Origin of the sequence: Rhodoferax ferrireducens, assembly GCF_049302455.1 — a bacterium.
Lineage (GTDB): Bacteria > Pseudomonadota > Gammaproteobacteria > Burkholderiales > Burkholderiaceae_C > Rhodoferax > Rhodoferax ferrireducens_B.
The window spans coordinates 1-16,279 of the sequence record NZ_JBAQMD010000094.1 but is presented as its reverse complement, the minus strand read 5'-3'; the positions used below and the strand labels follow the sequence as shown (position 1 = coordinate 16,279).

At 60.3% G+C, this 16,279-nt stretch carries 16 protein-coding genes and 1 tRNA gene; 10 read left to right on the top strand and 7 right to left on the bottom strand.

Translation table 11 applies throughout. From position 1 onward, the window contains the following. Positions 1-94: 94 nt before the first annotated feature. Positions 95-1,186, top strand: coding sequence for a UDP-N-acetylmuramate dehydrogenase (murB, locus tag WA157_RS15865; protein WP_422621886.1), 1,092 nt, complete (start codon positions 95-97; stop codon positions 1,184-1,186). Between the two features lie 2 nt (positions 1,187-1,188). Here the strand turns inward: murB and WA157_RS15860 are convergent, their stop codons facing one another. Genes WA157_RS15860 through WA157_RS15845 form a run of 4 tightly spaced genes read right to left on the bottom strand, consistent with a single transcriptional unit; the run spans position 1,189 to position 4,594 of the window. Continuing rightward, positions 1,189-2,208 carry a TRAP transporter substrate-binding protein gene (locus tag WA157_RS15860; RefSeq protein WP_422621885.1) on the bottom strand — a complete coding sequence of 340 codons (1,020 nt, stop codon included), beginning with the start codon at positions 2,206-2,208 and terminating at the stop codon, positions 1,189-1,191. Between the two features lie 60 nt (positions 2,209-2,268). Then, on the bottom strand, positions 2,269-3,558 hold the full coding sequence (locus WA157_RS15855) for a TRAP transporter large permease (RefSeq protein WP_422621884.1): 1,290 nt from the start codon (positions 3,556-3,558) through the stop codon (positions 2,269-2,271). Positions 3,559-3,587: 29 nt separating this feature from the next. After that, a complete protein-coding gene (locus WA157_RS15850; protein WP_422621883.1) occupies positions 3,588-4,085 on the bottom strand; it encodes a TRAP transporter small permease subunit in 498 nt (165 codons plus the stop codon). After that, positions 4,082-4,594 carry a gluconokinase gene (locus WA157_RS15845; RefSeq protein WP_422621882.1) on the bottom strand — a complete coding sequence of 171 codons (513 nt, stop codon included), beginning with the start codon at positions 4,592-4,594 and terminating at the stop codon, positions 4,082-4,084. Before WA157_RS15845 ends, WA157_RS15850 begins: the two co-directional genes overlap by 4 nt. Positions 4,595-4,766: 172 nt before the next feature. Here WA157_RS15845 and WA157_RS15840 point away from each other — a divergent pair, with 172 nt between their 5' ends. Beyond that, a complete protein-coding gene (locus WA157_RS15840) occupies positions 4,767-5,792 on the top strand; it encodes a LacI family DNA-binding transcriptional regulator (protein ID WP_422621881.1) in 1,026 nt (341 codons plus the stop codon). A 68-nt stretch (positions 5,793-5,860) separates the two neighbouring features. Continuing rightward, the gene (locus WA157_RS15835) at positions 5,861-6,820 is read left to right on the top strand and encodes a complex I NDUFA9 subunit family protein (RefSeq protein ID WP_422621880.1); all 960 of its coding nucleotides are present in this window, start codon (positions 5,861-5,863) and stop codon (positions 6,818-6,820) included. 19 nt (positions 6,821-6,839) lie between these two features. On the opposite strand, the gene argG is transcribed toward WA157_RS15835, so the two are convergent. The 3 genes from argG to WA157_RS15820 all read right to left on the bottom strand — a co-directional run bounded on the left by argG (position 6,840) and on the right by WA157_RS15820 (position 9,236). Continuing rightward, on the bottom strand, positions 6,840-8,183 hold the full coding sequence (gene argG / locus WA157_RS15830) for an argininosuccinate synthase (RefSeq protein ID WP_422621879.1): 1,344 nt from the start codon (positions 8,181-8,183) through the stop codon (positions 6,840-6,842). Positions 8,184-8,248: 65 nt separating this feature from the next. Then, positions 8,249-8,566, bottom strand: a complete 318-nt coding sequence (locus tag WA157_RS15825; RefSeq protein ID WP_422621878.1) for a pyrimidine/purine nucleoside phosphorylase — start codon at positions 8,564-8,566, stop codon at positions 8,249-8,251. Between the two features lie 274 nt (positions 8,567-8,840). Further along, complete coding sequence (locus WA157_RS15820) at positions 8,841-9,236, bottom strand: ArsC family reductase (protein ID WP_422621899.1); 396 nt, start codon at positions 9,234-9,236, stop codon at positions 8,841-8,843. Positions 9,237-9,276: 40 nt separating this feature from the next. Here WA157_RS15820 and folC point away from each other — a divergent pair, with 40 nt between their 5' ends. From folC to WA157_RS15785, 7 genes are all read left to right on the top strand, one after another. Beyond that, positions 9,277-10,602, top strand: a complete 1,326-nt coding sequence (gene folC, locus WA157_RS15815) for a bifunctional tetrahydrofolate synthase/dihydrofolate synthase (RefSeq protein ID WP_422621877.1) — start codon at positions 9,277-9,279, stop codon at positions 10,600-10,602. A 20-nt stretch (positions 10,603-10,622) separates the two neighbouring features. Further along, positions 10,623-11,396, top strand: a complete 774-nt coding sequence (locus WA157_RS15810) for an SPOR domain-containing protein (RefSeq protein ID WP_422621876.1) — start codon at positions 10,623-10,625, stop codon at positions 11,394-11,396. 28 nt (positions 11,397-11,424) lie between these two features. Then, positions 11,425-11,913, top strand: a complete 489-nt coding sequence (locus WA157_RS15805) for a CvpA family protein (protein ID WP_422621875.1) — start codon at positions 11,425-11,427, stop codon at positions 11,911-11,913. Between the two features lie 66 nt (positions 11,914-11,979). After that, positions 11,980-13,479, top strand: coding sequence for an amidophosphoribosyltransferase (gene purF / locus WA157_RS15800; protein ID WP_422621874.1), 1,500 nt, complete (start codon positions 11,980-11,982; stop codon positions 13,477-13,479). Between the two features lie 3 nt (positions 13,480-13,482). Then, on the top strand, positions 13,483-14,706 hold the full coding sequence (locus WA157_RS15795) for an O-succinylhomoserine sulfhydrylase (RefSeq protein WP_422621873.1): 1,224 nt from the start codon (positions 13,483-13,485) through the stop codon (positions 14,704-14,706). Beyond that, a complete protein-coding gene (gene gltX, locus WA157_RS15790; protein WP_422621872.1) occupies positions 14,703-16,091 on the top strand; it encodes a glutamate--tRNA ligase in 1,389 nt (462 codons plus the stop codon). The genes WA157_RS15795 and gltX overlap by 4 nt, the downstream gene beginning before the upstream one ends. Positions 16,092-16,154: 63 nt before the next feature. After that, positions 16,155-16,230, top strand: a tRNA-Ala gene (locus tag WA157_RS15785). The last annotated feature ends 49 nt before the right edge of the window (positions 16,231-16,279 follow it).

The following is a 16,279-nucleotide window of genomic DNA, read 5'->3' as shown; positions in this document are numbered from 1 at the left end:
GCCTGTGCAAGAGCGGCGCGCTTGGTTCCAGAAAGAGCTTCAACAGGCTCAGCCCGAACGGGAGTGCGGACACTCCCAATGCGACAATCCCGCCATGTTAGTCGAGAAAAATGTTCCCCTGCAGGCTTTCAATAGCTTTCACATCGTGGCCAAGGCGCATGCGCTGGTGCGCATTGCCAGCGAGGCGGACTTGCACGCGCTGCTGGCTGACCCCGAGCTGCGTGCCAGTCCCAAATTTGTATTGGGCGGTGGTAGCAATATTGTGCTCACCGGCGATGTCAAAGCACTGGTGCTCAAGGTTGAACTGATGGGCCGACGGCTGCTGATGGAGACCGACAAAGCCTTCATCGTGGAGGCCGGTGCGGGCGAGAGCTGGCACGAACTGGTGGCCTGGACGCTGGCACAAGGTTACTTGGGGCTGGAAAACCTGGCTTTGATTCCCGGCACCGTCGGCGCGGCGCCGGTGCAGAACATCGGCGCCTATGGCGTGGAGTTGCAGGACCGCTTTGATTCGCTCGATGCCATCGACCTGCAGACCGGGCAGGTCTTCACGCTCCATGCGGCGCAGTGCGCGTTTGGCTACCGCGACTCAGTGTTCAAGCATGGGGCTGGGGCGGCGGCCGTGCCGGACGGCGCTGTGGCCGGTGGGCATCAGGTGCTGGGCCTGAAGGACCGCGCGCTGATACTGCGGGTGCGCTTTGCCTTGCCCAAAAGCTGGAAGCCGGTGCTGGGTTATGCCGACCTGGACAAGAAAATGGCGGAGCATCAATGCGCGCAACCGACCGCGCAGCAAATTTTCGACTGGGTGTGCGAGGTTCGGCGTGCCAAACTGCCGGACCCTCAAGTCATCGGCAACGTCGGCAGCTTCTTCAAGAACCCAACGGTGACGCCCGAACAATGCGTCGACATCATCGCGCGCGACCCCAAGGTGGTGCATTACCACCTGGCCGACGGCAGCGTCAAGCTGGCGGCGGGCTGGTTGATTGACTCCTGCGGCTGGCGCGGCAAATCGGTCGGCCAGGCCGGTGTCTATGAAAAGCAGGCGCTGGTGCTGGTGAACCGCGGCGGCGTCGACAGTCCCTTTGGTGCCACCGGCGGTGAAGTCATGACGCTGGCGCGCGCCATCCAGACCAGCGTCTATGAGCGCTTTGGCATCCGGCTGGAGCCGGAGCCGGTGGTCGTCTAAGCTTATTTCTTGGCGCGCAAGCGGGTCAGCTCGGCCTGGGTGTCGCGCCACAAGTCCATGCCGACGTTGGTTGCAATGCCCGCGTTCACACGCGTCAATTTGTCGCGCATACGCGCCGCTTCCGTGGGCGCGAGCACCATCACTTGCATGCCTTTGCTCTTGAGTTCATCGAGCGCCTTGGCGGCTTCGGCGCGTGTGTCCTGGCGCTCAAAGTCGCGGCTCTTCTTGGCCGCCGTCATCAAGACAGCGCGCTCGTCCTTGCTCAGGCTGTCCCACCATTTTTTGCTCGCCAGCACGATCCACGGGCTGTAGACGTGGTTGGTCACGGTCAGGTATTTCTGGATTTCATAGAACTTGCTGGAGAGGATGGTGTTGTAGGGGTTCTCCTGGCCATCCACCGCCTTGGTTTCCAGTGCGCTGAACAACTCGGAAAATGGCAGCGGAATGGCGTTCGCACCCAAACTCTTGAAGCTGTCCAGGAACACGTTGTTCTGCATCACCCGCAGCTTGATGCCATTCATGTCTTCAAGCTTGGCGACCGCATGTTTGCTGTTGGTCAGGTTGCGAAAGCCGTTTTCCCAGTAGACCAGGCCCACCAGTCCTTTTTCTTCCAGCTTGGCCCTGACCCGGTCGCCCAGCGGCCCGTCCAGCACCGCATCGGCTTCCTGCGCGTTGTTGAACAAGAAAGGCGTGTCCCACAAGGCCATTTCCTTGGTAATGCCGACCAGGGTGGCGGTCGAGCCGACCATCATTTCCTGCGCGCCGCCAATCAGCGCTTGCTGCATCTGGATATCGGAACCCAGGGCCGCGGCCCCGATGGCGCGCAGCTTCATCTTGCCGCCCGAGAGTTTGGCAACTTCGTCGGCCAATACCTTGGTGGCACGGCCCTGGTTGGATTGTTCGTTCAGGCCGTAGCCAAAGCGGATCAAGTGGGGCTTGATGTCTTGTGCGCTGGACAAGCCACCGGCGAGCAGGCTGGCGCCGACGGCGCAGGCGATGAGGGTTCGTCGAATCAGGGTCATGAAAATTTCCTAAGGGTTATGGAACAGGGAAACGAAAACAGGGTGGCCGACGCTTGCCGGTTAGCGCATCCAGGCCAGCGGCGCGGTCACGATCTGCGGGAACAGCACCAACAGCAGCAAAATCATCACGTAGGTGATAAGAAACGGTTTGACACCTTTGACGACTTCATACATGCGCATGCGCCCGACGCCGGCCACCACGTTGAGCACGGTGCCCACGGGCGGCGTGATCAGGCCAATCGAGCCGTTCAGGATGAACATCAGACCAAAGTAGACGGGGTCAATACCGGCTTTGACGGCAATCGGCAGCATGACCGGCGCGATGATCAGAATGGTGGGTGTGAGGTCCAGCGCGGTCCCGATCATGATCAATATCACCATCATGACGGCCATCAGCAGCTTGGGTTGCCCGATCAGCGGGCCCAACCATTCTGACAGCGTGCCTGGCAAATCGGCCAGCGTGATCATGTAGCTGGCCACCTGGGCGCCGGCGCACAGGAACATGACAACGGCCGTGGTCTTGGCCGCGCGCACCAGCACACCGTGCAGCTCCGCAATTTTCATCTCGCGATGGACAAAAAAAGCGATCACCATGGCGTAAAAAGCGGCCACCACCGCGGCTTCCGTGGGCGTGAAAATACCGGTTTTCATGCCGCCGATGATGATGATGGGCATCAACAAGGCCCAGAAGGCCTTGACGGTTTCATGCATGCGTTTGGCAAAGGGCAAGGGTGTGCCGGCGGGCAGGTCGATCTTGCGCAGCTGCAGTTTCCAGGCCACGATCAGGCCCGCCCCCATCATCAGGCCCGGCACAATGCCCGACATGAACAAGGCCGAGATGGACGTGTTGGTGGTGACGCCGTAAATGATGAACGGCATGCTTGGTGGAATGATCGGGGCAATAACCCCGCCTGCGGCAATCAGCCCGGCCGAGGTGGACACCGGGTAGCCGTGGGCTCGCATCATGGGCAAAAGAATGGTGGCCAGCGCGGCCGTGTCGGCCAGTGCCGAGCCGCTCATGCTGGCCATCAAAATGGCCGCGCCGATGGTGACGAACCCCAGGCCGCCACGGATGTGGCCGACCCAGGCTTGGGCCATGGTGATGATGCGTCGACTGATGCCCCCCGCGTTCATCAACTCGCCGGCGAGAATGAAAAAGGGCACCGCCAGCAGCGGAAAGCTGTCCACCCCCGCCACCAGATTTTGCGCCAGCAACTGCGTGTCCCAAAAATCGAGCACCCAGGCCATCGAGGCGCCGGTGAGTACCAGGGCAAATGCCATGGGCGTGCCGATGCCCATGAAGGCGAGCATGCCGACAACGAAAACAATAGCAACCAAACCTTGATTCATGGGGGCTTTCTTGTATTTTTAGGGTTCAGTTACTCGACGTCAGACGACGCATGACCGAAGTCGATGGGGTGACCCCTGATCAGCTTCACCAGGGCCATCAAACCAATGGCCAGGCTGCACAAGAACGCTGGCAAGGGCAGCAGCGCCTGTCGGTAACCCAGCACCACGCTGACGCTGTCCATGCCCACGATGACCTGTTGCCACGCGCCCCAGCCCAATAGAACGCAGCTGAGGACCACCAGGGCGTGAATCAGCCGTGTGGCGACCCCGAGCGCGCCTTCGCGTCCGGGTTCCAGCAAGGGGTGCAGCAAGCTGGTGAACGCCATGTGCTCGCCTTGCGGGTAGGCGGCCGTGGCACCAATGAACACCATCCAGACAAACAGCAGGCGGGAAAGTTCTTCGCTGGCTGCCAGGCCACTGCCAAAACCATAACGCAGGACGACGTTGATGAAGACGGAGCCCGCCATGATGGCCAGGCACAGGGCCATCAGCATATTCAAGAAATTGATGATGCGGGAGTTGTTCATTTGAAGGCTTCCTTCTGTGGCTGGTTCAACCAATTCGCGACGACAGCGCTCAGTTGATCGAGTGGCTGGGTGGCATCAACTCGTAGCACACCGGGCTCGCCGACCGGGGACTCCAGCGTGGCAAACTGGCTGTCCACCAGGCTGGGGGGAAAGAGGTGTTCGCCCGCGCGGGCTGTCACGCGTTGGCGGGCAGTCGCTGGATCGATGTCCAGAAACACAAAAAGCAGGCCCGGTACCTGCGCACGCAAACGGTCGCGGTAGGTGCGCTTGAGTGCCGAGCAGGTCAACACGGCACCGCCTTCATGCTGTGCCAGGGCCAAGCCCAGCGCAGAGAGCCAGTCGGCGCGGTCGGCATCGGTGAGAGCCAAGCCCTGACGCATTTTGTCGAGATTGCTGGCCGGGTGAAATTCATCCCCTTCGATCAACGGCAAGCCCAATGTGCTGGCCAGCGCTTGCCCGGCGCTGGACTTGCCGCAACCGGCGACGCCCATCATGACAATGGAATTCATATGTTGGATAGCGCTATCTCAATAATTGTAAAAAAACGGAATGCACTGGAAACATTCCGGAACATGAGTTTTGATGAATAGAAATTTATGCGCTTGTTGAAGCTGAAATTCAGTAAGATAGCGCTATCTTAACGCCAGTTTTGGCTAAAAAAACAAGGGTAAACCCTTACTCATGAGTACCACATCCCGAAAAAGCCGGGCTTCCGGGCGCATCACATTGGACGACGTGGCTTTGTCCGCCGGGGTTAGCCGGATCACCGCCTCACGCGCCTTGCGTGGTGAACGCAGTGTCGGCGCCGATTTGGTGGCCCGCGTGGCGACAGCGGCGGCCACCTTGGGCTACGTGCCAGACCCCGCCGCGCGGGCCTTGGCCAGCGCCCGTAGCCACACCGTGGTGGTGCTGATCCCGCTGCTGTCGAACAACTTGTTTGTTGATCTGCTGGAGGCGGTGCAGCGCTCGCTGCATGCGGCCGGTTATCAGGTGCTGATCGGTGTGACACATTACCAGGCGGAGGAAGAAGAAGCGTTGCTGGCCAGCTATCTCTCTCACCGGCCGGCCGGTCTGCTGGTCACCGGTTTTGACCGCACCGCGCGTTGCCGCGATTTGATTGCCCGCAGCGGCGTGCCTTGTGTGCATCTGATGGAAATCTCCAACGATCCAGCTGTGTATTGTGTCGGCTTCTCGCAGGCCGATGCAGGGCGCGCCATGACCGAGCATTTGCTGCAAACCGGGCGCCGACGCATCGCGTTTGCCGCTGCGCAGTTGGACCCGCGGGTGATGCAGCGCCTGGTGGGCTACCGCGAGGCCTTGAGCGCCGCCGGCTGCTACGATCCCGCGCTGGAATGGCTCAGCGTTCAGCCATCCTCCCTGGCGCTGGGCGCCCAGTTGCTGGAACAGTACCTCGCACGGCATCCCGATGTGGATGCCATCTTTTTTTGCAATGATGACCTGGCGCAAGGTGGCTTGCTGGCGGCGCTGCGTCTGGGCATCCAGGTGCCGACACGGCTGGCCATTGCCGGCTTCAATGATCTGGCGGGCAGCGATCAGATGTGGCCACCACTGACAACCATTCGGACCCCCCGCGTTGAGATCGGGGAAAGCGCGGCGACCATGCTGCTGCAGCTCATGCGGGGCGAAACGGTCAGCAGACACAGCGTCGATGTGGGTTGGCAATTGGTGCAGCGTCAAAGCACGTGAGCCGTTATTTGTCCAGTTTCATTGACTTTTTGCAGTAGCGAGGCTTGCGCCGTGGGCAAAATAAGCGCATGAAAAAGGTACTCGTTCTCGGTGGCACCGGCTTTGTCGGCACCCAGCTCTGCCAAAAACTGCTCAGCCAGGGCTGGCACGTCACGGTGCCGACCCGCCAACGCGCCCATGCGCAGCATCTTCAGCCCTTGTCCGGGTTGACCTTGCTGGAACTCGATGTGCACGACGAGGCGGCGCTGACCCAAGCGGTGGCGGGCCATGACGCCGTGGTCAATCTGGTGGCGATCCTGCATGGCGATCAAGCGGCATTTGACAAAGTTCACGTCGCCTTGCCGCAAAAGCTGGCCCGGGCCTGTCGGGCAACTGGCGTCAAGCGCGTCGTGCATATCAGCGCCCTGGGAGCGAACGCGCAAAACCCCAGTTCAGCGCCATCCATGTACCTGCGCAGCAAGGGGCAGGGCGAGGCGGTGTGGCTGCAGGCGGCCGGTGTCGGCCCGCAGGCCGCGTTTGACCTGACGATTTTTCGACCCAGTGTGATGTTTGGCGCCCAGGACAAGTTTCTCAATGTCTTTGCCAGGCTGCAAAAAGTGTTGCCCTTCATGCCGCTGGCGTGTGCTGGAACTCGTTTTCAGCCGGTGTGGGTGGACGACGTGGCCAGCGCCGTGGTGAAAAGTCTGGCGCCAGGCGATGCAGGGGTGATGTCAGCTGCCGCCAGCCCAAAGACCATTGAAGCCTGCGGCCCCGAGGTCTTTACCTTGAAGCAACTGGTGCAATTGGCAGCGCAACTGAGCGGCGTCTGCGGCGGACGCGGTCGCCCGGTGATTGCGCTGCCGCGCTGGCTCGGTCACGTGCAAGCCGCGTTGATGGCGCTCGCGCCCGGCGAGCCCGTCATGAGCCGTGACAATCTGGATTCGATGCAAATCGACAACGTCGCCAGCGGCACCCTGCCAGGCCTGCAGTCCTTGGGCATCACGCCTTCAGCACTGCGACCGATTGCGCAAGACTACTTGAATAAATAAGGGGGCGAACCCCGATCAACTATTTGTTGGCGTCGTTGGCCAGGCTGAGGAAATCACCGCCAACGCCCAGTGAGAGCAAGCCACTCTTGGCGTAGATCGCCAGCTTGGCGCGGGTGTCCACAATGTCCAGGTTGCGCATGGTCAGTTGGCCAATGCGGTCCAGCGGCGAGAAGGGCGCGTCTTCCACTTTTTCCATGCTCAGACGCTCGGGGGCGTAGGTCAGGTTGGGCGACTCGGTGTTGAGCAACGAGTAGTCGTTGCCGCGACGCAGTTCCAGCGTCACCTCACCGGTGATGGCGCGCGCCACCCAGCGCTGCGCGGTCTCGCGCAGCATGATGGCTTGCGAGTCAAACCAGCGGCCCTGGTACAGCAGGCGACCCAGTTTGCGGCCGTTGTCGCGGTACTGTTCAATGGTGTCTTCGTTGTGGATGCCCGTCACCAGACGCTCGTAGGCGATGAACAGCAGCGCCAGGCCGGGGGCTTCGTAGATGCCGCGGCTCTTGGCTTCGATGATGCGGTTCTCAATCTGGTCGCTCATGCCCAAGCCGTGGCGGCCGCCGATGCGGTTGGCCTCCAACATCAGTGTCACCAGGTCAGGGTATTGCACGCCGTTCAGGGCGACCGGCCGCCCTTCTTCAAAGCGTACTGACACTTCTTCCGCCTTGACCACGCAGTCGTCTTTCCAGAATGGCACGCCCATGATCGGGTTGACGATGCGGATGCCGCAGCTCAATTGCTCCAGGTCTTTGGCCTCGTGCGTGGCGCCCAGCATGTTGGAGTCGGTTGAGTAGGCCTTTTCCGCACTCATCTTGTAGCCAAAACCGTGCTCGGTCATGAAGGCCGACATTTCCGCGCGGCCACCCAGCTCGTCAATGAAGGCCTGATCGAGCCAGGGCTTGTAGATTTTCAGTGCCGGGTTGGTCAGCAGGCCATAGCGGTAAAAACGCTCGATGTCATTGCCCTTGAAGGTGCTGCCGTCACCCCAGATGTTGACGTCGTCCTGTTTCATGGCGGCCACCAGCATGGTGCCGGTCACGGCGCGGCCCAGCGGCGTGGTGTTGAAGTAGGTCACGCCGGCGGTGCTGATGTGAAAGGCGCCACTTTGGAGGGCGGCAATACCTTCAGCCGCGAGCTGTTGGCGGCAGTCGATCAGGCGGGCCTTTTCCGCTCCATATTCCATGGCTTTGCGCGGGATGTCGTCGTAGTTGGTCTCGTCGGGCTGTCCCAGGTTGGCGGTGTAGGCATAGGGCAGGGCGCCCTTGAGCTTCATCCAGTGCAAGGCGGCGCTGGTGTCCAGGCCACCCGAGAAGGCGATGCCGACTTTTTGGCCAACGGGAATGTTTTGAAGAATGGTGTTTGACATGTTGTGGCCTCTAGCCCCCTTGAAATATGCGTGAGCAGCTATAAAAATAAGAGTTAAAAATCAACTCAACCGAAGTGGCAGATGTAGTGATACGGCTCGGTGACACGAATATCGAATGGGGTGTTGCCCGGGATGCTGAATTTCTCACCCGGGTTGGACTTAAGCCACACCTCGCTGCCCGGCAATTTGTACTCACAGCTACCGGCGACACATTCCATGACCTCTGGGGCGCCGGTGTTGAACGTTAGCGTGGCAGGCAGGATCACGCCCACGGATTTTTTTGTGCCATCGGCCAGTGTGACGCCGTGGCTGATGCATTTGCCATCGAAATAGACGCTGGCCTGGGTGCTGACGGATACGCCGTCGATTTTGGATGTAATCATGGTGTTGATTTTAAGCGGGGTCGACAGGGGCAAGAAACCTTTGAGGCAGATTGGCCCGTGCAACGAGTCAGGCCCGAATGCCGGGGGCTCTCAGCGCTTCGCTTTTTGAAATCGCCCCCGACCTCCGGACCTGGCTCGCCGCACTACGCTACATGAACACTGCAAGCGGTGAGGGATACCCGGGCGATGGCGCCGATTTCAAGAAGCGAAGCGTATGAGGCGCCGGCGCCCGGGTGTCCCTTGCCGCGCTCCCGCCCATTCAAATGGTCACTGGTTATCGCATCAATCCCTGCCACCGAGACTCATCAAACCCCACCGTGACTTCACCGTTGGGCCACGCCACCACGGGCCGTTTGATCACGCTGGGGTGTGCCAGCATCAAGGCGCTGGCGCTGGTTGCGTCCAGCACCGCAGCGCGGCTGGCGTCGTCGAGCTTGCGCCAGGTCGTGCCCTTGCGGTTCAGCAGCGGCTCCCAGCCGACGGCGTCGATCCAACGCGGCAACTGATTTGCCGGGACGCCCAGTTTCTTGAAATCATGAAATTCATAACTGACACCTTGCCCGCTCAGCCAGGCGCGAGCTTTCTTGACCGTGTCGCAATTGGGAATGCCGAAAACGGTCACGGGTGCGTTGGAGGACGAGGGCGTGGCAAGGGTGTTCATGCCCCGCATCATGCCACCGGTCTGAAGGTGGGCGACAATCGCCAGTCGTATGAAAACCCCAATCGAAACTCAAAAAACATTGTCCGACTGGCTCGCGCATTGCGAGCAACTGCATCCGGTCACGATCGACCTCGGTCTGGAGCGGGTGCGCCTGGTGGCCGAACGTATGCAAATCCGGTTTGACTGCCCGGTGATTACCGTGGCGGGCACCAACGGCAAAGGCTCGACCTGCGTCATGCTGGAATCCATTTTGCTGCAGGCCGGCTACCGCACCGGGGTCTACACCTCGCCGCATTTGGTGCGTTTTGAAGAACGCTTGCGGCTACTGGGCGAGCCGGTGGATGCTACGCAATTAATAGCTGCCTTCGAAAGCGTGGAAAGGGCCAGATGCCAGAATGATGTTGAGGTATCGCTGACCTATTTTGAGTTTTCCACGCTCGCCATCCTGGACGTGATGAGCCGCAGTGGCCTGGACGTGGTGATACTGGAGGTGGGCCTGGGCGGGCGGCTCGATGCGGTCAATATCATCGAGCCCGATTGCGCCATCATCACCAGCATCGACCTCGATCACATGGCGCTGCTGGGGCCGGACCGTGAGTCCATTGGCTACGAAAAGGCGGGCATCATGCGCACCGGCCGCCCGGTGGTGGTGAGTGACCCCATGCCGCCGCAGAGCGTGCTGGATCGGGCGCTCGAAGTCGGTGCCGACCTGTGGCAAGTGGGACGCGACTTCAATGTGTCGGGCGACCGGCAGCAGTGGGCCTGGGCCGGGCGCGGCAGGCGTTACAGCGGCATGGCTTACCCGGCGCTGCTGGGGGCCAACCAACTGGTCAATGCTGCTGGCGTACTGGCGGCATTGACGGCCCTGCGCGAGCGCCTGCCGGTGACGGCGCAGGCGGTGCGCAATGGCTTTGCCTTTGTCGAGTTGCCGGGGCGCTTTCAGATCGTGCCGGGCCAGCCGGCTTTGGTGCTGGACGTGGCGCACAACCCGCATGCCGTGGCGGCGCTGACGGCCAACCTGGACGCGATGGGCTACTTCCCGACCACGCACGCGATTTTTGGCGCGATGGCGGATAAAGACGTGGCGCTGATGCTGGCCCGAATCAATCCCTTGGTTGACAAGTGGTATTTCACCGATTTGCCGACGCCCCGGGCCGAATCCGCCGATGCCTTGTTGCTGCAGTGGCAGGCGCAAAACACGCGCAAAGACGCCAGCGCTGCCGTTTACGCCGACCCGCAGCAAGCCCTGCAGGCCGCCATCAGCGCGGCTGACCCCACTGATAGAATTGTCGTCTTTGGGTCGTTTTACACCGTGGGCGGTATTTTGAAGGACGGAGTGCCCCGTCTTGACGCCCAACACCTGCCCAGCCGTTGAACATCTAAACCCTCCACACCATGGCCTTTTTCAAGTTACGCAAGGGCAGCGATGACAAGTCTGCCGCGCCAGCGCCGTCAGAGAGCGTCGAGGTGATGCGCAAGCGCGCCAAGTACCGTCTGTTGGGTGCGGCCGTGTTGGTGTTGCTGGGCGTGATTGGTTTCCCGCTTCTGTTTGACAAGCAGCCGCGCCCAATTTCGGTGGACACACCGATAGAAATACCCGACAAAAACAAGGTCCTGCCCTTGATCATTCCCGCGCCTGCGGTGTCGCTCTCCGCTGAGACTGCTGTAGCGCCGCCTGCCGCCGCTGTCGCTGCCTCCGCACCAAGTAGTGAGCAAAAAGTGACCGCAGCCCCCGTGGAATATGAGTATGTAGCTCCTAAAATAATAGCAAAAGAAGAGCAGAAGCCCGCCAGCCCGGTGCCCGACCCAGCAGCGATCAAGGCGAATGACAAGCCGCTTGCCAAAGCGCTGGTGAAGGCGGATGACGCGGCCAAGGCTCAGTCGCTGCTCGATGGCAAAAGTTCCAACAGCCCCCCTGGCACCAAGCCCGCCGCCAACGATGCCCGCTTGGTGGTGCAGGTGGGTGCCTTTGCCGACGCAACACGGGCGCGTGAAGTGCGATTGAAACTGGAACACGCGGGTCTCAAGACCTACACCCATGTGGCAAAGACCAAAGACGGCGACAGAATTCGCGTTCGGGTCGGCCCCTTTGGCACCAAGGGTGAGGCGGATAAGGCGGTAGAAAAGATCAAAAAGCTTGATTTGCCCGCCGCCATACTGACCTTGTAACCCGTATCACACGGCTGTATCGATACCCATGCTTGCGCTGGACTGGATTTTTTTTGGGGTGTTGCTGACATCGCTGCTCTTGGGCGCTTGGCGTGGCTTGATTTACGAGGTGTTCTCATTGCTGAGCTGGGTGGCCGCTTTCGTGGTGGCGCAGTGGTTGGCGCCGGACCTCGCGCCCAGGCTGCCCATGTCCGGCTCGGGTGAAGCGGTGCGTTACGCCGTGGCTTTTGTCGTGGTGTTTGTGCTGTCGGTGCTGGTGGGCAGTCTGTTGGCCAACCTGGCGCAAAAACTTTTTGCCGCCGTCGGCCTGCGGCCTGCGGATCGGACGCTGGGTGCTGTGTTTGGCCTGGTGCGCGGTGTGCTGTTGTTGTTGTTGGCCACGGTGGTGGTAACAATGACACCTCTAAAATCCGACCCCCGGTGGCAGAAGTCGGTGGGTGCCGACCTGGCCTTGGTGACGCTCAAAGGCTTGAAGCCCGTGTTGCCGCAAGAATTTTCAAAGTATTTACCGGCATGATGCATCTGCCCAGAAGGTGTGATGCCGCTGGTGCGAGCCTTGTCCTGAACTGATCGGAAAACTACCATGTGTGGAATCGTTGGTGTTGTCAGCAACGCCCCTGTCAATCAACTTATTTATGACGCCTTGCTGCTGTTACAGCACCGCGGGCAAGATGCCGCCGGCATCGTGACGCAGCAGGAGCGCAAGTTCTTCATGCACAAGGCCAAAGGCATGGTGCGTGATGTGTTTCGCACCCGCAACATGCGCTCACTGCCGGGCAATTGCGGACTCGGTCAGGTGCGCTACCCGACCGCGGGCAACGCGTTCAGCGAAGAAGAGGCGCAGCCGTTTTACGTCAATGCGCCGTTTGGCATTGTGCTGGTGCACAACGGCAACCTGACCAATGCGCACGCCCTCAAAGCCGAGCTGTTCAGCAATGACCACCGCCACATCAACACCGACAGCGACTCCGAGGTGCTGCTCAACGTGCTGGCCCATGAGCTGGGAGAAACCACGCGCGGCTTGCCGCTGCTCCCGCGTGATGTGTTTGCCGCGGTGCGCAAAGTGCATCAGCGCATCAAGGGCTCGTACGCCGTGATTGCCATGATCGCCGGCCATGGTGTGCTGGCTTTTCGTGACCCGTTTGGCATTCGTCCGCTTTGCATCGGGCACGGCGAGGGCACCGTGTTGCTGGCCAGCGAGTCAGTGGCGCTGGAAGGCACATCGCACAAATTTGAGCGTGACATTGCCCCCGGCGAGGCGGTGTTTATCGACTTGCAGGGCACGGTGCATGCACAGCAGTGTGCCGAGCATCCGGTGTTGAGTCCCTGCATTTTTGAATATGTTTATCTGGCGCGGCCGGATTCGGTGATGGATGGCATTTCGGTCTACCAGGCGCGCTTGAACCTGGGTGAAACCCTGGCCAAGCGGGTGATCTCTACCGTGCCGCCGAACGAAATTGATGTCGTGATCCCGATCCCGGAATCGAGCCGCCCGAGTGCGGCGCAGCTGGCGCAGTTGCTGGGCTTGCCGTACCGCGAAGGTTTTGTGAAAAACCGCTACGTCGGGCGCACCTTCATCATGCCGGGGCAGTCGGTGCGCAAAAAATCGGTGCGCCAGAAGCTCAATGTGATTGCCAGCGAATTCAAGGGCCGCAATGTGCTGCTGGTGGACGACTCGATCGTACGCGGCACCACCAGCCGTGAAATCGTGCAGATGGCGCGCGAAGCTGGCGCGCGCAAGGTTTACATGGCCAGTGCCGCGCCGCCGGTGCGCTACCCCAACGTGTACGGTATCGACATGCCCACGCCAGAGGAGCTGGTGGCGCATAACCGCACGGTGGAACAAATCCGTGCAATCATTGGTTGTGATGCGCTGATTTACCAGGACGTCGATGGCATGAAGAAGGCCATTGGCGCGCTCAACCCGGCGATCAAGAACTTTGATGCCTCGTGTTTTGATGGGGTCTACGTCACCGGCGACATCACACTGGAAGACATCTCGCGCCTGAACGCCAGCCGTGTGGTGGTCGACGAGTCGGCTGAAGACAACTCGCGCCTGGCTCTGCCCAACAACGAAGACTGACCCATGACGGCCAAAAAACTCCCAGACAACCTGCACCGCGACACCCTGGCGGTGCGGGCAGGCGTTGCACCCAGCCAGTACGGCGAAAACTCTGAAGCCCTTTACCTCACCAGCAGCTTCATCCAGCCCGATGCCGAGACGGCGCGCAAGCGTTTCGCCATGGAGGAAGACGGCTACACCTACACCCGTGTGGGTAACCCCACGGTGAGCGGTATGGAGCAGCGCCTGGCCGCACTTGAAGGTACCGAAGCGGCCATGGCCACATCGACCGGCATGTCTGCCATTCTGTTGCTGGGCATGGGCGTGCTCAAGGCGGGTGACCATGTGGTGTGTTCCCAGTCGGTGTTTGGCTCGACCCTGCGCTTGTTTGCCGGTGAATTTTCCAAGTTTGGCATCGCGACCACCTTTGTGTCGCAAACCGATGTGGCCCAGTGGCGCGCTGCCATGCGCCCCAATACCAGGTTGCTGTTTGCAGAAACGCCGACCAACCCGCTGACCGACATTTGCGACATGGCCGCGCTGGCCCAGGTGGCCCATGAAGGTGCTGCCTTGTTGGCGGTGGACAACTGTTTTTGCACGCCCGCACTGCAGCGTCCGACCGAATGGGGGGCCGACTTTGTCATCCATTCCGGCACCAAATACCTCGACGGCCAGGGCCGCGTGATGGCTGGGGCAATCTGCTGCAGCCAGAAATATGTCAACGATGTGTTCTGGCCCATCAACCGCACCATCGGCGTGGTGTTGTCACCGTTCAACGCCTGGGTGGTCACCAAGGGCATGGAAACCTTGTCGCTACGCATGAAAGCCCAGTGCGACAACGCCCTGGCACTGGCGACTTGGTTGCAAGAGCAGCCTGAAGTGTCACGGGTGTATTACCCCGGCCTGGCCTCGCATCCGCAGCATGCCTTGGCCATGCGCCAGCAAAGCGGGCTGGGTGGCGCTGTGCTGTCGTTTGATGTGCGAGCAGCAGACGCAACGCAGGCGCGCAGCAATGCTTTTCATGTGATCGACAGCACCCAGGTGTGCTCGATCACCACCAACCTGGGCGACACCAAAACCACCATTGCCCACCCCGCCACCACCTCGCACGGTCGACTCACCGAAGACCAGCGCCAGGCCGCTGGCATCGGTCAGGGCTTGATTCGCATGGCAGTAGGCCTGGACCACATTGACGATCTCAAGGCCGACCTGCTGCGCGGCCTGCAAACCTTAAGTGCTCTGAAATGACTCAAAGAACTCGCACCCGTTTCGCGCCGTCTCCCACTGGCTTTATTCACCTCGGCAACATTCGCTCGGCTTTGTACCCGTGGGCGTTTGCCCGTTCGACCGGTGGCACCTTCATTTTGCGCATTGAAGACACTGATCTGGACCGTTCCACCCAGGCCGCTGTCGATGTGATCATTGAGAGCATGTCCTGGCTTGGGCTCGACTATGACGAAGGTCCGTTCTATCAGATGCAGCGCATGGACCGCTACAAGACCGTGTTGGCCGAGCTGCAGGCGGCCGGCCATGTTTATCCCTGCTACATGAGTGTGGCCGAGCTCGATGCCTTGCGTGATGCCCAGATGGCCGCCAAAGAAAAGCCGCGTTACGACGGCACCTGGCGCCCTGCGCCTGGTAAGACCTTGCCACCCATTCCAGAGGGTGTGAAGCCGGTGTTGCGCTTCAAAAATCCGCTGGGTGGCTCGGTGGTGTGGGACGACAAGGTCAAGGGGCGCATCGAGATCAGCAATGATGAACTCGATGATCTGGTGATTGCCCGGCCGGACGGCACGCCCACCTACAACTTCTGCGTGGTGGTGGATGACCTTGACATGGCCATCACGCACGTGATTCGTGGCGATGACCATGTCAATAACACGCCGCGGCAGATCAATATTTTCAAGGCCTTGGGCAAAGAGCCGCCGGTTTATGCCCATTTGCCCACCGTGCTCAATGAGCAGGGCGAAAAGATGAGCAAGCGCAATGGTGCCAAACCGGTCACTCAGTACCGTGACGAAGGCTATCTGCCTGATGCCATGGTCAATTACCTGGCGCGCCTGGGCTGGAGCCATGGGGACGACGAAATTTTTAGTCGGGCGCAATTTCTGCAGTGGTTCAATCTGGATCATCTGGGCCGCAGTGCCGCTCAGTTTGACGAGGCCAAGCTTCGTTGGGTTAATGCGCAACACCTCAAGATCATGAGTGATGACGCACTGGCACCTTTGGTGCAAGCGCAACTGCAAAAACGCGGCATTCAGGCCGATGACCGCTTGCCCCGCATTTGTGCGTTGTTCAAGGACCGGTGTGACACCACGGTGGTATTGGCAGATTGGGCGGCAGCTTTTTATGCAGATATCACGCTCAACCCGGCTGAGGTGAGCCAGCACGTGACGGATGCGATCAAACCGGCATTGAAATTGCTGAGTGAAAAACTGGCGAGCTGTAGCTGGGACAAGCTGTCAATAGCGGCCGCCATCAAGGAAGTACTGGTCGCGTGCACCATCAAAATGCCATTGCTCGCCATGCCGGTGCGGGTGTTGGTGATGGGCAGTGCCCATACGCCCTCGCTGGATGCCGTGCTGGAACTGTGTGAAAGAGAAAAAGTGCTGACTCGTCTGCGTTCAGAGTGAATATTCAGGCTATAATTTAAGGCTTGGAAATTAAGAATACTTGAAAAAGTAATCTGTGGTTTAGGGGGTATAGCTCAGCTGGGAGAGCGCTTGCATGGCATGCAAGAGGTCAGCAGTTCGATCCTGCTTACCTCCACCAAAATTTCTGAGGTGAGGCTGAAAAGCCTTGCAAGTTGAGACGGAAGTCC